This window comes from Chryseobacterium urinae (genome assembly GCF_030518295.1).
Lineage (GTDB): Bacteria > Bacteroidota > Bacteroidia > Flavobacteriales > Weeksellaceae > Chryseobacterium > Chryseobacterium mucoviscidosis.
The window spans coordinates 39068-56287 of sequence record NZ_JAULSJ010000008.1 but is presented as its reverse complement, the minus strand read 5'-3'; the positions used below and the strand labels follow the sequence as shown (position 1 = coordinate 56287).

18 protein-coding genes are annotated in these 17220 nt (G+C 37.0%); 10 read left to right on the top strand and 8 right to left on the bottom strand.

Annotated features, from left to right (window positions below; genetic code table 11):
- Positions 1 to 7: 7 nt before the first annotated feature.
- Positions 8 to 3721 (bottom strand): hypothetical protein, encoded by a 3714-nt coding sequence (locus QWT87_RS06750; RefSeq protein ID WP_302715047.1) that lies wholly within the window; start codon positions 3719 to 3721, stop codon positions 8 to 10.
- A gap of 530 nt (positions 3722 to 4251) precedes the next feature.
- Here QWT87_RS06750 and QWT87_RS06745 point away from each other — a divergent pair.
- From QWT87_RS06745 to QWT87_RS06735, 3 genes are all read left to right on the top strand, one after another.
- Positions 4252 to 5220 (top strand): ion channel, encoded by a 969-nt coding sequence (locus QWT87_RS06745; protein ID WP_302715045.1) that lies wholly within the window; start codon positions 4252 to 4254, stop codon positions 5218 to 5220.
- On the top strand, positions 5221 to 5709 hold the full coding sequence (locus tag QWT87_RS06740) for a YkgJ family cysteine cluster protein (protein WP_302715043.1): 489 nt from the start codon (positions 5221 to 5223) through the stop codon (positions 5707 to 5709).
- A 116-nt stretch (positions 5710 to 5825) separates the two neighbouring features.
- Positions 5826 to 6170 carry a hypothetical protein gene (locus QWT87_RS06735; RefSeq protein ID WP_302715041.1) on the top strand — a complete coding sequence of 115 codons (345 nt, stop codon included), beginning with the start codon at positions 5826 to 5828 and terminating at the stop codon, positions 6168 to 6170.
- A gap of 214 nt (positions 6171 to 6384) precedes the next feature.
- Here the strand turns inward: QWT87_RS06735 and QWT87_RS06730 are convergent, their stop codons facing one another.
- The 5 genes from QWT87_RS06730 to QWT87_RS06710 form a co-directional block, all read right to left on the bottom strand.
- The gene (locus QWT87_RS06730) at positions 6385 to 6750 is read right to left on the bottom strand and encodes an iron chaperone (RefSeq protein WP_302715039.1); all 366 of its coding nucleotides are present in this window, start codon (positions 6748 to 6750) and stop codon (positions 6385 to 6387) included.
- Positions 6751 to 7097: 347 nt separating this feature from the next.
- Complete coding sequence (gene gdhA, locus QWT87_RS06725) at positions 7098 to 8456, bottom strand: NADP-specific glutamate dehydrogenase (protein WP_087711904.1); 1359 nt, start codon at positions 8454 to 8456, stop codon at positions 7098 to 7100.
- Positions 8457 to 8646: 190 nt separating this feature from the next.
- Positions 8647 to 9756, bottom strand: a complete 1110-nt coding sequence (gene dprA / locus QWT87_RS06720; RefSeq protein ID WP_302715194.1) for a DNA-processing protein DprA — start codon at positions 9754 to 9756, stop codon at positions 8647 to 8649.
- 36 nt (positions 9757 to 9792) lie between these two features.
- On the bottom strand, positions 9793 to 10563 hold the full coding sequence (locus QWT87_RS06715) for a rhomboid family intramembrane serine protease (protein ID WP_235132119.1): 771 nt from the start codon (positions 10561 to 10563) through the stop codon (positions 9793 to 9795).
- A 73-nt stretch (positions 10564 to 10636) separates the two neighbouring features.
- Complete coding sequence (locus QWT87_RS06710; protein WP_302715035.1) at positions 10637 to 10777, bottom strand: hypothetical protein; 141 nt, start codon at positions 10775 to 10777, stop codon at positions 10637 to 10639.
- A gap of 55 nt (positions 10778 to 10832) precedes the next feature.
- On the opposite strand from QWT87_RS06710, the gene QWT87_RS06705 reads away from it, so the two are divergent.
- The 7 genes from QWT87_RS06705 to QWT87_RS06675 all read left to right on the top strand — a co-directional run bounded on the left by QWT87_RS06705 (position 10833) and on the right by QWT87_RS06675 (position 15833).
- A complete protein-coding gene (locus QWT87_RS06705) occupies positions 10833 to 11762 on the top strand; it encodes a DUF3078 domain-containing protein (protein WP_302715033.1) in 930 nt (309 codons plus the stop codon).
- Between the two features lie 244 nt (positions 11763 to 12006).
- A complete protein-coding gene (locus QWT87_RS06700; protein WP_302715010.1) occupies positions 12007 to 12513 on the top strand; it encodes a hypothetical protein in 507 nt (168 codons plus the stop codon).
- Complete coding sequence (locus tag QWT87_RS06695; protein WP_302715008.1) at positions 12510 to 12857, top strand: tRNA-binding protein; 348 nt, start codon at positions 12510 to 12512, stop codon at positions 12855 to 12857. The genes QWT87_RS06700 and QWT87_RS06695 overlap by 4 nt, the downstream gene beginning before the upstream one ends.
- Positions 12858 to 12932: 75 nt before the next feature.
- Entirely contained in the window at positions 12933 to 13637 is a 705-nt protein-coding gene (locus tag QWT87_RS06690; protein WP_116099060.1) for a 3'-5' exonuclease, read from the top strand.
- Positions 13638 to 13640: 3 nt separating this feature from the next.
- Positions 13641 to 13967: an SUF system Fe-S cluster assembly protein gene (locus QWT87_RS06685; protein ID WP_076394014.1), complete on the top strand. Its 327-nt coding sequence runs from the start codon at positions 13641 to 13643 to the stop codon at positions 13965 to 13967.
- Positions 13968 to 14126: 159 nt separating this feature from the next.
- Entirely contained in the window at positions 14127 to 14516 is a 390-nt protein-coding gene (locus QWT87_RS06680) for a hypothetical protein (RefSeq protein WP_302715007.1), read from the top strand.
- 12 nt (positions 14517 to 14528) lie between these two features.
- Positions 14529 to 15833, top strand: coding sequence for a C2 family cysteine protease (locus QWT87_RS06675; RefSeq protein WP_302715006.1), 1305 nt, complete (start codon positions 14529 to 14531; stop codon positions 15831 to 15833).
- A gap of 69 nt (positions 15834 to 15902) precedes the next feature.
- Here the strand turns inward: QWT87_RS06675 and QWT87_RS06670 are convergent, their stop codons facing one another.
- Both QWT87_RS06670 and QWT87_RS06665 read right to left on the bottom strand, forming a co-directional pair.
- Complete coding sequence (locus QWT87_RS06670; protein ID WP_302715005.1) at positions 15903 to 16739, bottom strand: sulfurtransferase; 837 nt, start codon at positions 16737 to 16739, stop codon at positions 15903 to 15905.
- A 78-nt stretch (positions 16740 to 16817) separates the two neighbouring features.
- Positions 16818 to 17219, bottom strand: coding sequence for an OsmC family protein (locus QWT87_RS06665; RefSeq protein ID WP_076394022.1), 402 nt, complete (start codon positions 17217 to 17219; stop codon positions 16818 to 16820).
- Position 17220 lies beyond the last annotated feature (1 nt).

Here is a 17220-nt window from a genome sequence, read left to right as displayed (position 1 = left end):
ATAAATATTAGCCTAAAGTACTGGTGTCTTTTTCTCCATGTTGCAACTGCGCCTCTTCATCCAATTTGAAGCTTGTTTCAAACACAAGTTCTTCACGGTTTTCACAATTTTCCGGATAATCTTCACGGAACAGTGGAAGCGGATGCAGCGGATCAACCGGTAATCCTGTAGAAGATGCCTGAAGAATCGTAAGGGTTGTAGGAACTCTTGTGATCCAGTATTTCCCTTGCGGAACTCCTGTCGGCTGTCTCATCTCGTCTACAATAGACATATACATTGGGTCTCCGATCACAGGAACAGCACCTCCGTTCCAGATAATTCCTGTTTCCATAAAGAATTGTACAGCGGCTTCAAAGCCCGGTTTTACAGTAACAATGATTCTCGCCATCCCTGCCTGAAGGAAACTTCTGAACAAAGGATCCATACTTTCGGTAAGGTAGAATTCCTGCCAGCTTTTACGGTTTGCCCAATAGTACGGATAGAACGTATAATCCATGATTTCCCACTCAAATGCCTGTTCCATGAACTTTGCCAAAGCTGCATACTGATCAAGGTTATCATTAAGATATACTTGGAAGTTATCCATTTTGGTATTATCATTCAATGCGTTTGTTGATTCATAGCCTAATGTATTTGAGTTAAGGTAATCCTGCAACAGATAAGCGATACAGTTATGCTTCAGGGTATCATGCTCCATATAACGGTAGAAATTACCCTGTTTTTCTTTAGCTTCTGTTTCTTTCTCCTTCTGCTCCGCATCCAATCGAGCCTGTTCTTCCTGGAATTTTTTATACGCTTCTTCGTAAGCCTTGATGATAGCATTAAAGTTTTCTGTAGCCCACTGAAGCATATATGCATCAGAAAGGGTACATTTAGCTTTCACAACCAAACCTACCTGTGTTGTTCCGTTTTCTCCTGCATACTGCATATTATAATCTCCAACAATGTTAATTCCGTAACTTGTGTAACTGCTTCGAAGCCAACCCTGACGATGCGGATTTTCAATATGCTGCGAACCTCCTTTTAAGTTATCAAATGTTAACCAAGAACTATTTTTTTTGAATCTGTTATAAAAAGCATACGTTATTTCAGCTTCATATGCTTTATAATTTGCAGGAATACTGATTGGTAAAATTCTTGGTGTCGCACTATTATCCAAATCTATTTCTACATTACTGGTTACAGTAAGATTAGCATTAGGTAAATCAGTAAGTGTAACTCCATAAATATTCGCCCAATATTGCAATAATTCTTTAGTTGCAGCCTTTGGACTGTCCATTGTTTTAGGAGATGGAGCGGTTCTCGGATCTACCGGAGCCGTAAGTACCTGCGCCTTTGCGACGGCAACCGCCAGACGATGCAGTCTTGAAGGCTCAGGAACCATAAATTCAAACATGGTACGTACCCCATAATTGTAAATCTGATTTTTCATCTTCTTATCAATCCATCTGTAAACGCCTGTAATGTGTTTAGGCTGTGCTGCATCTGCATCATCTGTTTCAGTTACTTTTCCTCTGTTGTCAAATTCATGAACATTGGTTTCCGTGTATTCTTTAATGATCTTTTGTACTCTTTCTTCAGAAATTTTGGTCAATACTCTTTCCATAGCTCTTTCCGTGATTTCCTGAGATTTAGCAACCGCCTGTCTTGTGCTGTCATGCTGCGCGGTATTGTTGGCATAATCGGCTCCTACTTCAAAGTACCAAGTACCCGATTTACCAAATCTTGCGTGAGCATTGAAACTCTGTTGCTTATCCAGTTCTTTTGCTACTTCCGTCTGCATATCTGTTCTGGAAGTTTTGGAAGTATCAGAGATTTTTTCTGTTTCCTGAGACTTGGAAGTCGTATCCGTAATTTCAGAATAATCCCTTGCTACGGAAGATTTATGCCTCAGTTCACTTGCCATCACGTTCTCAATATTGGAAACTTCTCCCGGAACATAGGCGTGAATACTCTGCACGACTTTCAGATAATCGGCAACTCCTAATCTTTTGATTCCGAAGTTTCTGCGTTTCTGGATTTTTACATTCTCCGGTTCTTCCGGATTTTCCACCACTCCTCTTGTCAGAGTAAGCATTCCGGTTAGACTGATATCTTCTTTTGGGTACAACTGTCCAAGATCTGCGGATGCTTTACTTCCATTATCAAAAATAATTTCGATTCTGAAAGCAAGACTTGCTCTGAATTTATTGATAAGACATGTTGGCAAAGTAATTTTATCGTTGATTACCGGAATATTGCTGAAACTTTCTTCAAAACTTCCTGCAACATCAGAAGCTGCAATAATCTTTGCAGAAGCAACGCTCCATGAAGAATCTGCGACCTCAAAAGAGAAATTAACAAATCCTCCCGCTCCCGAAAATCCAAATGTATTGTGGGAATAAAAGCTATAAGCCATTGGTGTTCTTGCGGTACTTTGCACCACAGGAACAGATGCCCCTGCAAGGTTAACATACTGCTGCTGCTGAAGTGGTGAGTTTTCCAGTGCGGTCTGCATAGAAGAAGAGATATGATTTCCGACAATGTTTAAGGCATCAGAATAGCTTTCTAATTCATTATCAAGTGTGATATTTTGGGAACCTATTCTTAACGTATTGTCAGAAAGAATTCTGATTCCCTCTTTTACAGCTTCTTCAGAGGCCTTCTGATGATCTAATTCTGCAAAGAGCTTGATGAAGGTATCTAAAGATTCAGGAGAAAGGTTGTCCTTCAGATCCAACAGATTAATTTCGTTTTTGTAAGAAAACTGAAAAGGGGCGACCTCATATCTCTTCAATTCCTCGTACATTCGGAGTTTTTCTTCTTCAGAGGTTTCCATAGTAATTCTACTTTCTACTTCCTCTAATTTTCTTTCGTACAGTTCAAGGGCTTCTCTGTTTTGTTCCTTATAGTTAGCATATGCCTCCTGATAAGCCTGTTCACTAACTTTATGGTATCTTTTCTGAAGCTTTTCCAATTCTGCGTTAAGTTTTTCCAAAGCTTCTTTTTGATGAAGTGCTTTGTTGGCAGATAATAAAGCCTGTGTTTCAGATTCTAATCTTTGCGAAGTTCTTGCACTCAAAGCATTAGCCGATGTTCCGGAAGCAGCTCTTGAAGAGACAGACCCCGCGGTAACAGCATCTTCAGAGAATAAAAACTTAGGCAAAACGATTTTCCCATCCAATGCCTTTTCCAATGGTTTCCCTCCATTAGCCTTTATGATTTCAGGATCTGCTAAATTCATACTTTGTGCGAAACCAATATGAATTGCCATTAAAACATGACTGATTGCTTCTTTCACATAGAAATCTCCCTGAGTAACGATCTGGAAAATATAATTGTTCCAAAGAGTTGAAAAGATTTTGATTCCATCTGCTGTGAGCTCTTTATAGTTATCAATAAGATGACTGTAATAATCTTTTACATAGCTTAATTCGTTGGCGTTAAGCTCTTCTCTTTTAGAAATTTTTCTCCCGATAATCAGAAGTTTACCGAATTCTCCTTCTTCAATTTTCTTTTCGGTTTCAAATCCTGAATTACTGAATGTTCTTGCCGCATTTGTCATTTCTGAGAGCTTTGATGCTCTTGAAGATTTTCCTGCAACGGCAGTATCGAAAGCTCCGGTAACTCCTTTTGGTCTGTGGATAAATCCTAAATTTCGTTCTTTGGTTTCTGTAAGCTGTGGATTTCTTAAGCTCACGAATCTGAAAAGCGTTTGAGACGCATTGTTTTTTCCTGACATTTTGTAAATTTGTTTTGCATTATAAAGGTTAAGATTTGAAGCCTCTTTTTAGTAGAGTTACTTCAGGTTTTAGCCTTATTTTTTTAGGTGGTCTTCAGGCTAAGTATGTCCACCGTGAGTTTTAAAGTCTCTTTTCACTTTCTGTGTTTTTGTATACTGCAAATATCGTCCGGCATGGCGACAAAACTCGTCGTATTAAATTGATTTCTAATTATTTTCGATAAAAATTTATACTTAATTGAAAATCAGTGAGAAAAATTTTTAAAGGATTTTTCGGAAATTTTGAAGAGAAAATTGTCTAATTTTTTAGCTTTTTTAGAAGAAAATTAATGTATTCTGTGAGTTGCTTTTTGGTGTTAAAATTCATTTGAAATTTTCATATTTTAGCTAAAAATTTTCATCCATCCTTTTACAAAATTCATCACAACATTATTTTATCTTTGTATGTTGATTTTGATTCGAATTGATAAATCAGTTTATTTTTCAGGTTTAGAATCAACAGAAAAAGTAAAAACAAAATGATATAAAAAATGGCAAGAGGATTCAGAGAAAAAATCAGACAGAAAAACACTGAAAACAGTGGTTTTGGTAGTAATGCTTCCGGAAGGTTTATCAACAAAGATGGTCTTCCGAACGTCAACAGAAAAGGGGTGAATATTTTCAACAGATACAGTTGGTATCATACGATGTTGGAACTGTCCAGTTTTCAGTTCATTTCCTATCTTGTTATTGCTTATATTCTGGTTAATTTATTTTTTGCTTTAATCTATTATCTTATCGGAGTAGAGCATTTAACGGGAATTGATAAAAGTAATCCTGTGAATGAATTTATTGATGTATTTTTCTTCAGTTCTCAAACTTTTACAACAGTAGGATACGGAAGAATTGCTCCGGTAGGTTTTACAGCCAGTCTTGTTGCTACCTTTGAAGCTTTTCTGGGATTGCTTACCTTTGCCATTGCAACGGGACTTTTCTATGGGAGGTTCTCAAGACCGAGAGCGTATCTGAAGTTTTCTGAAATTGCCGTTATCGCACCGTTTAAAGAAGCTTCAGCTTTGATGTTCAGACTGGCGCCTTATAAAAATAATGCGTTAACAGATGCCGAAGTTGTTATTACCACGGCCATTGAAGTCGTGGAAAATGGTATTTCGAGAAGTAATTTTTATCAGTTGAAAACACAGTTCAGCAAAATCAATACATTGGCTCTGAACTGGACAATTGTTCATGAAATTGATGAAGAATCCCCTTTTTATGGATTTTCTGAAGAGGATTTTAAAAATACGGGCATTGAAATTATTGTTCATATCCGTGCTTTTGATGAGGTTTTTTCCAATACGGTGGTTCAGAGAACTTCTTATATAACCAAAGAAATCGTGTACGGTGCAAAATTTATCCCGATGTATTATCCTGATAAGGACCATCTTTCCACGGTGCTGAATCTGGATAAAATAAGTGAGTATCAAAAAGCAAAACTTCCCGTATTGGTGGAAGAAGAATAAATGGATTTAGAATTTTATAAAAAACAGGCTTTACAAAAGCAGAAAGAGCATAAAAAATTTCTCGACGGACTGAAAAAGAAACCACCAAAAAATCTGGATTATGTGGTTCAGGAAACGCATGAAGAGGTTTTTGAAAAAATAGACTGTCTGCAATGCGCCAATTGCTGTAAAACAACAGGACCGCTTTATACCGAAAAAGATATTGAAAGAATTTCTAAGCATCTCCGCATGAAACCTGCCGATTTTGAAGCAAAATTCCTGCGTGTAGATGAAGATAATGATAAAGTTCTGCAAAATTTGCCGTGCTTTTTTTTAAATGAAGACAATACCTGCTCTATCTATGAAGTGCGTCCGAAAGCGTGCAGAGAATATCCCCATTCCGACAGAAAGAAGATCTACCAGATCAATAATTTAATGATCAAAAACACCGTGATCTGTCCCGCTGCATACGAATTTGTAGAGCGAATTATGAAAAATTTAGGAAAATAATATACAATTCAAAATCCGTCTTAAATAATTATAAAGTCCGTTAAATAAAGACTTCCCGCATAATATTAGATAAAATGTCGGCGTTTAAATTAAACAACCATTTAAATATTAATATTATGAAGAAGTTAGTTTTAACAGCAGCGTTTACATTAGTCGGAGTAATCGCAGTATCGGCTCAAACGGTAACATCACAACAAAATCCGTCCACAAATTCTAATAATCCATCGACCACTCAGACCCAACAGAATTCACAGGCAACCACCAACGGGGAGACAAACTCCGGAACGTCAAGCCAAAACCAAAATACAGGCACCACTGCCACTGTTGAAGCAACAATACCCGCCACAACAGCATCCGCAGAAACCACTGTAAATGCCAATACAGAACCTGTAACAGACACCACCAAATCCACAGAAGCTATAAAAGAAGAAAAGAAATCCAAGAAGAAAAAGTCGAAGTAAGTATTTAAATTTTTAAGAAGTAGAAAGAAGATCCTGAAATGTAATGTTTCAGGATTTTTTCGTAAATATCAAACAGTATAATTTATCTTAAATAATTATAAATCAAGTTAAAATAAGTAGAGATCATGAATTTTGTACGAAAGTTGTATTTAACATAATATCAAATTTTGAATAAATAATCGATATGCAAATAAAGAGAATCCTGAATCATTTTTCAGGATTTTGTGTGGTTTATTTCCTCTAGTCTGAACTGAACAATTTTCTTTATTAAATTTTCAGGAAGATCCTCTTTTTCAGGAAACTGTACCGCTCCTTTTGAAAATCTATAATTGCTTTTTTTAAATTCAGCCTCAAATTCTTTTATTCCTTCTGCTCCGGGATAAAAGCCAATATGTTTTTTATACCCTGCAAAATAGACCAACGGCTTATTTTTATATCTGAAAGCGGGCATCTGATAGCCAATATACTCTTCAATTTCAGAACTTTGTGAAAGAATTAGCTTTCTGAGATTTTCTAATTTATCCCGAATCTCCGGAAACAAAGCAATATATTCATCAATATTTTCAAATGTATTTTTCATGAATTAAATGTAATGATTTTTCACTTTTTGGCAGTTCTTATTATCATTCAGATCGAAGCGTAGCAAAGTGAAGAATCTGTCTTTGGTTGAGACGTTATACTTTGAAATGACATGAAGATGTCAATTTCATTTGAATTAAAATGATTATCATTAGCTGAATGAAATGCATTCACGATCGAAAAATATTCAGCATCATTCCAAAACAAGATCTTGCGAAAGTAGCGTTAAACACAAAAAAAGCGCTGAATAATCAACGCTTTCTCCTTTCACTTTTTACTTTTTTCCCATTTATAATCCCGGGAACAGGTTATATGAAAAAAGGTCGGGAATTTCCCAACCTTTGTATTTTATACTACTCCCTGAGCTAACATTGCTTCTGCAACTTTCACGAATCCGGCGATATTGGCTCCTTTTACGTAGTTTACATAGCCGTCTTCTTCTTTTCCGTAGTCTCTGCACGCTTTGTGAATTCCGATCATGATCTCTTTCAGTCTAGCATCCACTTCTTCAGAAGTCCAGTTCAGACGGATCGAGTTTTGCGTCATTTCAAGACCTGAAGTTGCAACACCTCCTGCGTTAGAAGCTTTCCCCGGAGAGAACAATACTTTATTGTCTAAGAAATAGTTGATCGCATCAAGTGTAGAAGGCATGTTTGCTGCTTCTGTTACACAAACACATCCGTTTTCTACCAATAATTTAGCATCTTCCAAATCTAATTCGTTTTGGGTCGCAGAAGGGATCGCAACATCACACTTCACTTCCCAAGGACGTTTTCCTGCAAAGAATTCTGCAGAAGGATATTTCTTCACATAATCTTCAGCTCTGTTGTTTCCGGAAGATCTTAATTCCAATAAATAATCGATCTTATCTCCGTCGATTCCATCTTTATCATACACATAACCGTCCGGTCCGGAAATCGTTACTACTTTTCCTCCCAGTTCGTTAACTTTTTTAATAACTCCCCAAGCTACGTTTCCGAAACCTGAAACCGTTACCGTTTTATCTTTGAAAGTCTGTCCGATCGTTTTAAGCATCTGCTCTGCGAAGTAAACAACACCGTATCCTGTAGCTTCAGGACGGATTAATGAACCTCCGTACGCAAGACCTTTTCCTGTAAGAACTCCCGTAAACTCGTTTCTGATTTTTTTGTATTGTCCGAATAGATATCCGATCTCTCTTGCTCCTACTCCGATGTCTCCCGCAGGAACGTCTGTTTCAGGGCCAATGTGTTTGCACATTTCCGTCATGAAAGCCTGGCAGAAACGCATTACTTCCATATCAGATTTGCCTTGCGGATCGAAGTCTGAACCTCCTTTTCCACCTCCCATCGGAAGCGTTGTTAAAGAGTTTTTAAACACCTGTTCGAACGCTAAGAATTTAAGAACAGAAAGGTTTACGGTAGGATGGAAACGGATTCCTCCTTTGTAAGGTCCGATCGCAGAGTTCATCTGGATTCTGAACCCTCTGTTTACCTGGATCTCTCCTTTATCGTCAACCCATGGAACTCTGAAGATGATAATTCTTTCAGCTTCCGCCATTCTTTCTAGAAGCTTCATTCCCGTATATTCCTTTTTCGTTAAGATAAACGGAATTACAGTTACCGCAACTTCTTTTACTGCTTGTAAAAATTCTGGCTCATTAGGGTTTTTTGCCTCAATTTTAGCTATAAATTCTTGGATTTTCTGGTCAATATTATATTGTTCCATATATTAGGGTTGAATATTATTGCCAACAAATTTAATTTTTTTTTCAAGATTCACAACACCCTAAATAACAATTGTTGAAAATTTAATAATATAATGACTTAATATTATTAAATCAGCAATTCAATCATTAATTTTATTAAAAATTAAATGTTATGTTTAAAATAATGCAATATTAAGAAATCGTTAATTGTTATATTGCTAAAAATTGTCTCCCTGAAAATGATTTTACTCTTCCTAAAAGCTCCAATTCTAAAATTACAGGCAAAATTTTGTGTGAAGAAAGGTCTGTTTTATCAGCAAGATCGTCCAAAGAAATCTGTGGATTATCGACAATAATTTTAAATATTTTACTCTGATTTTCAGATAATTGAATAAAAACTTCACTGCGTGGAAACAATTCTTCCATTCTGCTCTCCGGATTATTAAATCCTAAATTTTCAACCAGATCTTTTATCGTGGAAATGACCAAAGCTTTGTTCTGAAAAATCAGATGATTACAACCCTGACTCTGTTTATCTGTAATCTTTCCGGGAAGCGCAAATACTTCGCGGTTGTACTGATTGGCAAACGTTGCGGTGCTGATTGAACCGCCTCCGAAAGCTGTTTCCACCACAACTGTCGCAGGGGAAATTCCGGCTACAATTCTGTTTCTCTGAATAAAATTTTCGCGGTCCGGCTTTTTGGATGAATTGAATTCTGTAAATAAAGCTCCCCCGTCTTCAAGAATTTTTTCTGATAATTTTTTATTTTTCGAAGGATATAATGTGTGAAAACCATGGGCTAAAACCGCAACCGTACAAACCTGATGATGAAGAGACTGCTCATGAACTTCTTTATCTACTCCCAAAGCCAGACCGCTTACGGAAATAAAATTACCGGAAGACGTTTCCTTAAAAAAATCTTCAATAAACTGTTTTCCGTAGGAAGTCATATTTCTTGTTCCTACCATGCTGATTTTTGGTTTAGCATCATCAAAATGTCCTTTTTGGTAAAGAACAGCAGGTGCGTCGTCGCACTCGTGCAGAAGTTTGGGAAGATCGTGAAGATGTCTGAGATTAATTTTGATATGGTTTGCCTCACAAAACTTCAGTTCATTTTCGGCAAACTTCAGATGATCAGGATTTCCGATATCTGAAATCATTTTAGACCCGAATCCGTCCAGCTTTTTGTATTCCTTTTTGGTGTTTTCCCAGGCATTTTTGGCACTTCCGAAAATACGGACAAGCTTATAAAAATTAATATCTCCGATTAAATTACACTCTCGCAGAGCAATGGAATAAAGATGTTCTTCAGAATACATTTGTGTTGTTTTCACAAATGTAGAAAATTTTTAAAATTATTTGCCTCTCAGTTCATCCAGTCTTTCCCAGATATCGTCTTTCTTTTTGTAAGGCAGTTCCATAAAATCTTCGGGATGATTTTCTTTGTATTCCTGCCATAATTTATCATCTTTTTCGCTGTAATAATTTGGAAACTCCCAGATGAACTTCTTCTTTTTATCGCCTACTTTCTTAAATAAAAGAGCCAGAATTACGCCTACAATTCCACCTGCAAGATGCGCCTGCCAGGAAATTTTACTGGGTTCCTGAAGATTGGAAAACAGTTCTTCGGGAAGCATTCCCCAGATGAGACTTCCATAGTACAAAACGACCAACAGAGAAATCGTGAGCAATTTCATATTCCATTTAAAAACCCCACTGAAAAAAAGGAAAAAAGCAAGAACGTACACCACTCCACTCGCTCCGATGGTACAGGTATAAAGATAATCTCCCGTCATGATATCTATTGGCGGAAGAAGCCAAACCAAAAATCCTGTAGCAAGCCAGCCCGTGATAAACACTTTATTGGCAACCAAAGGATAAAACTGGTACAGCAAAAACATAAGCACCGCGATCGGGATAGAATTTCCCACAATATGTTCGAGATTACCGTGTAAAAGAGGTGACGTTATAATTCCCAATAAGCCTTCCGGCAACAATGGAATGATCGCCCCGAAACAGCTCTGAAAAAAGCCCTGCATCTGTAAAAAGAAACCCAGCCACATTGCTGCAAGCATCAGCAAAGGATAAAGCAGCGCTTTTTTGGAAATTATATTGTTTTTTAACATGAAGATTTTACGTCAAATGAAAAGCCAACGATAAATTTCGGAAAAATTGTCGATGAAATCTCTCTTCAGAAATTTATTTCAGCCAAAAAGTAATGATTTTCACGGCTTTCGAAGGAATTCCTTTTATTTTGTCATTGAAAACTTCAAAAAACGACTTCAAAAACCGGATAAAAGCCTGATCACATTCACTTCTTAAAGCTGGTTTTACATTCATAAAAATTATATTTAATATTTTTGTAAGGAATTTTGTATAATGAAATCCTGAACTCATGAAGAAGTTTTTATTCACACTCTCTCTTTCTCTGGGAATTTTTGCCAATGCACAGGTTGTTATTACAGACACCGCAGCCATTAAAGTAGATACCGTTAAACACTGGTCGGTTTTAGGAAAACAGTCGCTGATGATTAATCAGGCAGCATTTTCTAACTGGGTAGGTGGAGGAGCCAACAATGTGGGATGGCTTGCTGCGCTGGATTACAACATTACGTATGAAAAAGATAAAGATCTTTGGGAAAACATCATTCTTTTGAATTACGGACAAAATGATACGAAAGGAGTTGGTGTAAGAAAAACTCAGGACGTTATTAATGTTTCCACTAATTACGGAAGGAGGTTTTCAAAAAGCTGGTATCTTTCCGTAGGAGCGGGTCTGATTTCTCAGTTTTCTGCGGGATATGAGGACGGAAATAATCCGGAAGCAAAAAAAATATCCAATTTTATGGCTCCCGGTTATCTGAATGTCGGGATGGGGATTACGTACAGACCGAATGATAACGTAAATGTTACCCTTCGTCCGAGCAACGCGAGATGGGCTTTTGTGCTGGATAAAGATCTTCAGCTTGCAGGAAATTACGGTTTAAAAGCAGACGGAGATTCCTCGATTTTACAATATGGTTTTCTGGGAACGGCTTATTATAAATTCAATTTGATGGAGAACGTAAATATTACCAATACAGCATCCGTTTTCTCCAATTATCTGGATCATCCGGAAAGATTGGTTCTTGCGTATGGAATGATCTTAAATTTAAAGGTTAATAAATTCATATCGTCTAATATAACAGTGGATGTAATGTACGACCACAATCAGGTTCAGAAAACACAGCTTAAACAGACGTTGGGAGTTGGTTTTGCCTATACTTTAAACAACGGCGTGAAACGTTCCGACAGAAAGGACAGCCAATGGTGGATTAAAAAATAAAATCATCAATGATCATATTTTCCCTCAACAGATTTATTGAGGGATTTTTTTTGAATATCCTTTAATTTTACTGAGTTCAATGTAAAGATTCTGAATCAAAATTGGCTAAAGCCATCCCTATTGATGTTTTGTATTGTTTTATATTGAACCCACATTACTATTTTCGTCTTTATTTGATATTTTCCTTTGTAAAAAACCGGGATAATCTTTTGATTTTAATACATTTGTTAAAACATATTTAAAGATGAATTTCGAACAGGTTGCTTTACATTTAGAAGCTTACAGAGAACACGACCAGATCATTGATGCGGCAGAATACATCATCCGCTCTTTCAATCTCGAACATGAAAACTTTGAAGGATTTGGTCTTCGCGATGAGGTTTTCCCAAATTCTCTCGTTCTAACGGCAGAAGGCGTTTTAGGAAGCCCGCAAAAAGTAATGATCCCTAAAAATTTATTCGATTTTGATCTGAATCTGGTTTTAAATTTAATTGCCCACGAAATGCTGCATGTAAGACAGAAAGCTCCGGGACACGTTATTGAAGAAAAAAGCGAAAGGGAATTTCAGGCGTATTACGAAATGCTTTTTCATAAGGTTTTTCCTCAGATTCCTGAAGTATCCGATTTTTACAAAAAAGACTTCGGCAGCAAAGCTCTTGAATATTATAAAAGAATGGGCGAAGGTTCTGAACTGCAGAAAAAATATGCTGAACAGAAACTTGAAGTAGAACAATTAATCAACTCGTTATGATGATAAAACCTGAAATCTCGTGGGAAGATTTCGAAAAAATAGACATCCGCTGCGGAACCATTATTTCTGTAAATGATTTTGAGAAAGCAAGAAATCCATCTTATCAGCTCGAAATAGATTTTGGAGATTTAGGCATTAAAAAATCTTCCGCTCAGATCACTTCGTTGTATCAGAAAGAAGAATTAATTGGTCAGCAGATTTTGGCTGTCGTTAATTTTCCTAAAAAACAGATCGCCAATTTTTTCAGCGAATGTCTGGTTTTGGGTGTTTATGGTGAAAATAAAAAAGATGTTACCCTTTTAACTCCTTTATTACCCACAAAGAACGGAATGCAGGTAGGATAATGTCTTTCAAAAAATCTAATGAAAATATTGAAACCTGTGAGGTTTAGTTTCAAACAAATTACGAAGAAGTAAAAAATGATACAAAATATTCCTTTAGAAAGAGTTTTATTTCTTGATATCGAGACGGTTCCGGGATTCGGATTGTGGGAAGAATTATCGGAAGCCGAACAGATGCTTTGGGATAAAAAAACGAGATTCCAGAGAAAAGATGAGGTTTCTCCTGAAGAATTTTATGTGGAAAGAGCCGGAATTATGGCAGAATTCGGGAAAATCATCTGCATAACGATCGGAATGATCGAAAAAAACGATACCCTGAAAATCAAAAGTTTTGCAGGTGACGATGAAAAGAAATTACTTCTGGAATTTGGTGAAATTTTTAACAGCCCGAGACTTCGCGACGTCATTTTATGCGCACATAACGGAAAAGAATTCGATTTTCCGTGGATTGCCAGAAGATATTTAATTAATGGGATGATGCCTCCTACTCCGTTTCAGATGTTCGGAAAAAAGCCTTGGGAAATTCCGCATATCGATACGATGGAACTTTGGAAATTTGGGGATTACAAAAGTTTTGTCTCGTTGGAATTGCTGGCTCATGTTTTCGGAATACCGACTCCAAAAGACGATATCGACGGCTCAATGGTTTCATCAATCTACTACATAGAGAAAGACTTGCAAAGAATAGTTGACTATTGTGAAAAAGATGTCTTAACTTTGGCGAATGTTTTCCGGCGTATGCGTCAGGAAGATTTGTTGAAAAGGTACATCAATTTAGATTAAAAAATGAAATTTACAGACGATCAGATTGCTGACATCGGTGAGGAAATCATCGGTGTTTTAAAAACCGTGTATGACCCAGAGATTCCGGTAGACATCTACGAATTGGGGTTAATTTATGATGTTCAGATCTCCGATGAAGCGGACGTAAAAATTATCATGACGTTAACGACGCCCAACTGTCCGGTTGCAGAAACGCTTCCGCAGGAGGTAAAAGATAAAGTTGGTGAAGTGGAAAATGTAAAAAGCGTAGACTTAGAACTTACTTTCGAACCTAGCTGGAATAAAGATATGATGAGCGAAGAAGCTAAATTTGAGCTTGGAATGCTTTAAAATTTTATTTCTTTAAGCAATTTTCCATTAAAAAATAATTGGCTGTTTCATTTTGAAGCAGCTTTTTTTATTTTCCGTTTTTTCCCCATATACATTTCGTATAAACCCTAACATTCAGATTATTAAGTTGATATAATTTTGGTTTCAGAAATCAACAGTATGAAAGCCAATATCCTCATCGTATCATTCAATAACGGAAGTGTTCCGCCGCAGTACGCGTACCGATATCAGATTATATTTTCCGAACAGGACGGAAATGCCGAACTGAAAATCTTTAGAGGATATGACGCGGATGAAAAAATGATCGTCTCTGAACAAAGAAAATTCAATACAGAAATTTTTCTTCAGCTTCTTTCTTTAATCAGCAAAATAGAGGATTCTGTGAAAGATCCGGCAATGGTGGGAGGAAGCCAGAGAATGATTGAGGTGAATTCAAGAAAAATCATGATCGAACCCAATGATGATTTTGGAATTTCTCTGTTCAACCGGTTTTTATATCTGTACAATCCCGATTTCATTAACCAAATTAATTCTAACCTTAACCTTTAAAAAACAATTATCATGGACAAAGCACCTAAAGAACTGTTTGTAGGAGTTATCAATCCTTATGCATTAACTGAAGCCATCACAGGAAGAAAATTCGACTGGAAAGACGTAAAATCGTACCAGATTCTTGAAGAAACCCTGGAAACCAATTATGCAGAACTTTTCGACATCAAATTTAATTCTCCTCTGTACGCAGGACTGCAACTTAACAGCGATAACACTGTAAAAACTCTGAAATCTGAGGATATTAAAGTGAGAGCAACAGACAAACTGGAAACTGTAAATCTTTCGAATATTAAGACACTCAATGATCTTTCAGGTACTGGAATAAAAGACCTGAACAGCATCGCTGTAAAAAATGCCAGATTAGACAAAGGCGATGTAAAAGTGGTACTGAATATCCCTAAGCTGAACAACACCATCAGCAATAAAGTGCTCTCCCCTTCTATTAAAAATATCATTTTCGGGATGGGAAATGCCAACGGATGGACTCCTGCAGGAACTTCGTGGAGCGACAGAGGAAATTTCTTCAACGACGTTACGGAATACAATGACCCGATTCAGGGTGCAGTTGCCAACTGTTATTTTATTGCCGCTATTTCTGCTATTGCATGGGCAGATCCTTATACTATTCAGCATAAAGTGAGAGCCACCGGAACTGGAGAAACAGACCGCACCAACGCCATTCAGTTTTTCACAAAAGGCGGAGGAAAAGATGCGGCAACAAGACTTGTGGAAGTTACTGATAATACGATCATTAACTCATCCAACAACAATCCTGTATATTGCCGAAGCAACGATGCTGGAGAAATCTGGCCGGCTGTTTATGAAAAAGCCTTTGCCAAATGGATCACGAATGTAAATGACGATAAACCGGACATTTCTAAAACGGCTTTCGGAGATCCTGCAAAAGCTGTTGCGCAACTTACAAACAAAACACCGTATTATTATTACACTTCACCACGAACTGCGCTTGATCTTTTTGGCGTTGTAAGAGAAAACTCAATGAGCTGCAAGACCATTAATCCGATGGTTGCATGGACGTATGGATCAGGAAAAGATTATACCGGATCTAATATTGTTGGAAATCACGCTTACACGGTTTTAGGCTGGTCTACTTTCAATGGAAAGAACTACATCATCCTGAGAAATCCGTGGGGAGTTACCGAACCGAATGGTTTGAATTCTTATCAGGGACTTATCAGCTTTTTCGACGGAAGTTTCTGGAGACCGATTAACATGATTGGAAACGACGGCGTTTTTGCACTGGAAATCAATGCCTTTAAAAATTATTTTGAAGCTTTAGCTGTTACAAAATAGAGAAAAATTCACCTTTTTATTAACCAACCCTTCACTTCAGCTTTCACAGATTTCGGTCTGTGGAAGCTTTTATAATTCTGTGGAAATTTCTTTCCCTTCTCTTCTGCTCCATTCGCTCCATGATCCTACATACAGATTCGGGATTTTGAATCCTGCGTAATCCAAAGCCAGAATGGTATGACAGGCCGTTACTCCGGAACCACAGTGAATGATGAGATTTTCGGGCTTTCCTTCAAGCAATTTTGAATATTTTTCTCTTAAAATTTCCGGTGAAAGGAAGTTTCCGTTTTCATCAAGATTTTCAGAAAAAGGAATATTGATTGCTCCGGGAATATGTCCTGCAACGAGATCAATCGGTTCAGATTCGCCTCTGTAACGGTATGAATCTCTTACATCTACAACCGTCGATGATTGTTTTGTTAATTCATTTTCAACAGCTTCCAGATCTGAGACAGGAAGAAGCCACCTTTCTTTATGAATCAGGTCAGCTTTTTCGAAAGATTCTTCGCAGGAAGAAAATTCAACCCCTTCTTTTTCAGCATTCTGAAATCCGCCATCCAGAACCTGAACGTTTTCAAAACCGAAAGCTTTCAGCATCCACCAAGTTCTTGCAGCAGCGTTTGATCCGTTTTTATCATCGTAAATAACAATATGGTTATTTTCTGAAATTCCCAGATTTGAAATTGTCTCTGCAAATTTTTTAATTTCCGGAAGCGGATGTCTTCCTCCAAAAGCAGCGTTCTCTCCGATTTCAGCAAGATCTTTATCCAGATCAATAAATCTTGCTGCTTTAATATGTTTATTCAGATAATTTTCATAAACATCTTTTCCTGCTCTTGCATCAAGAATGATAAGATTTTCTGTTGGAAGATTTTTTAGTTCTGAAGGTGAGATGATTGGTAACATTTTTTGCTTGGTTTAAATTAATATTGTAGAAGTTTTCAACAAAAATAAAACCGCAGAAAATTTCTACGGTGTATTATTTTATTGATAAATGAAAATCATGGTCTGTACCAAATCCGGATGAAGGCTTTTCGCAACCGGACAATTATGCGCTGTTTCTTCTATAAAAGCTTTTTCTTTGTCGGAATAAGAATTCGGAAACACAAAATTGCAAACAATTTCGCCGATTCTTCTTGGTTCGCCTTTCATAATCTTTTGAAGATTACAATAAGCACCATCAATGTTAATCTTTTTTTCTTTGCCTAAAATCGCAATGGTTGTAAGTGCACATTCTGCCAGAGAAGTTGCACACAAATCTGTGGGAGAAAATTTTTCACCTTTTCCGTGATTATCTGTCGGCGCATCGCTTTCAATAAGAGTTCCGGATTGTAAATGCTCTGCTGAACATCTCAAATCTCCAATATATGTAATTTTTGAAGTCATA

Bases quoted from the DNA above. Each gene is read 5' to 3' on its own strand.
- QWT87_RS06750 (WP_302715047.1), bottom strand. From the start codon at position 3,721: ATGTCAGGAAAAAACAATGCGTCTCAAACGCTTTTCAGATTCGTGAGC.
- QWT87_RS06745 (WP_302715045.1), top strand. From the start codon at position 4,252: ATGGCAAGAGGATTCAGAGAAAAAATCAGACAGAAAAACACTGAAAAC.
- QWT87_RS06740 (WP_302715043.1), top strand. From the start codon at position 5,221: ATGGATTTAGAATTTTATAAAAAACAGGCTTTACAAAAGCAGAAAGAG.
- QWT87_RS06735 (WP_302715041.1), top strand. From the start codon at position 5,826: ATGAAGAAGTTAGTTTTAACAGCAGCGTTTACATTAGTCGGAGTAATC.
- QWT87_RS06730 (WP_302715039.1), bottom strand. From the start codon at position 6,750: ATGAAAAATACATTTGAAAATATTGATGAATATATTGCTTTGTTTCCG.
- gdhA (WP_087711904.1), bottom strand. From the start codon at position 8,456: ATGGAACAATATAATATTGACCAGAAAATCCAAGAATTTATAGCTAAA.
- dprA (WP_302715194.1), bottom strand. From the start codon at position 9,756: ATGTATTCTGAAGAACATCTTTATTCCATTGCTCTGCGAGAGTGTAAT.
- QWT87_RS06715 (WP_235132119.1), bottom strand. From the start codon at position 10,563: ATGTTAAAAAACAATATAATTTCCAAAAAAGCGCTGCTTTATCCTTTG.
- QWT87_RS06710 (WP_302715035.1), bottom strand. From the start codon at position 10,777: ATGAATGTAAAACCAGCTTTAAGAAGTGAATGTGATCAGGCTTTTATC.
- QWT87_RS06705 (WP_302715033.1), top strand. From the start codon at position 10,833: ATGAAGAAGTTTTTATTCACACTCTCTCTTTCTCTGGGAATTTTTGCC.
- QWT87_RS06700 (WP_302715010.1), top strand. From the start codon at position 12,007: ATGAATTTCGAACAGGTTGCTTTACATTTAGAAGCTTACAGAGAACAC.
- QWT87_RS06695 (WP_302715008.1), top strand. From the start codon at position 12,510: ATGATGATAAAACCTGAAATCTCGTGGGAAGATTTCGAAAAAATAGAC.
- QWT87_RS06690 (WP_116099060.1), top strand. From the start codon at position 12,933: ATGATACAAAATATTCCTTTAGAAAGAGTTTTATTTCTTGATATCGAG.
- QWT87_RS06685 (WP_076394014.1), top strand. From the start codon at position 13,641: ATGAAATTTACAGACGATCAGATTGCTGACATCGGTGAGGAAATCATC.
- QWT87_RS06680 (WP_302715007.1), top strand. From the start codon at position 14,127: ATGAAAGCCAATATCCTCATCGTATCATTCAATAACGGAAGTGTTCCG.
- QWT87_RS06675 (WP_302715006.1), top strand. From the start codon at position 14,529: ATGGACAAAGCACCTAAAGAACTGTTTGTAGGAGTTATCAATCCTTAT.
- QWT87_RS06670 (WP_302715005.1), bottom strand. From the start codon at position 16,739: ATGTTACCAATCATCTCACCTTCAGAACTAAAAAATCTTCCAACAGAA.
- QWT87_RS06665 (WP_076394022.1), bottom strand. From the start codon at position 17,219: ATGACTTCAAAAATTACATATATTGGAGATTTGAGATGTTCAGCAGAG.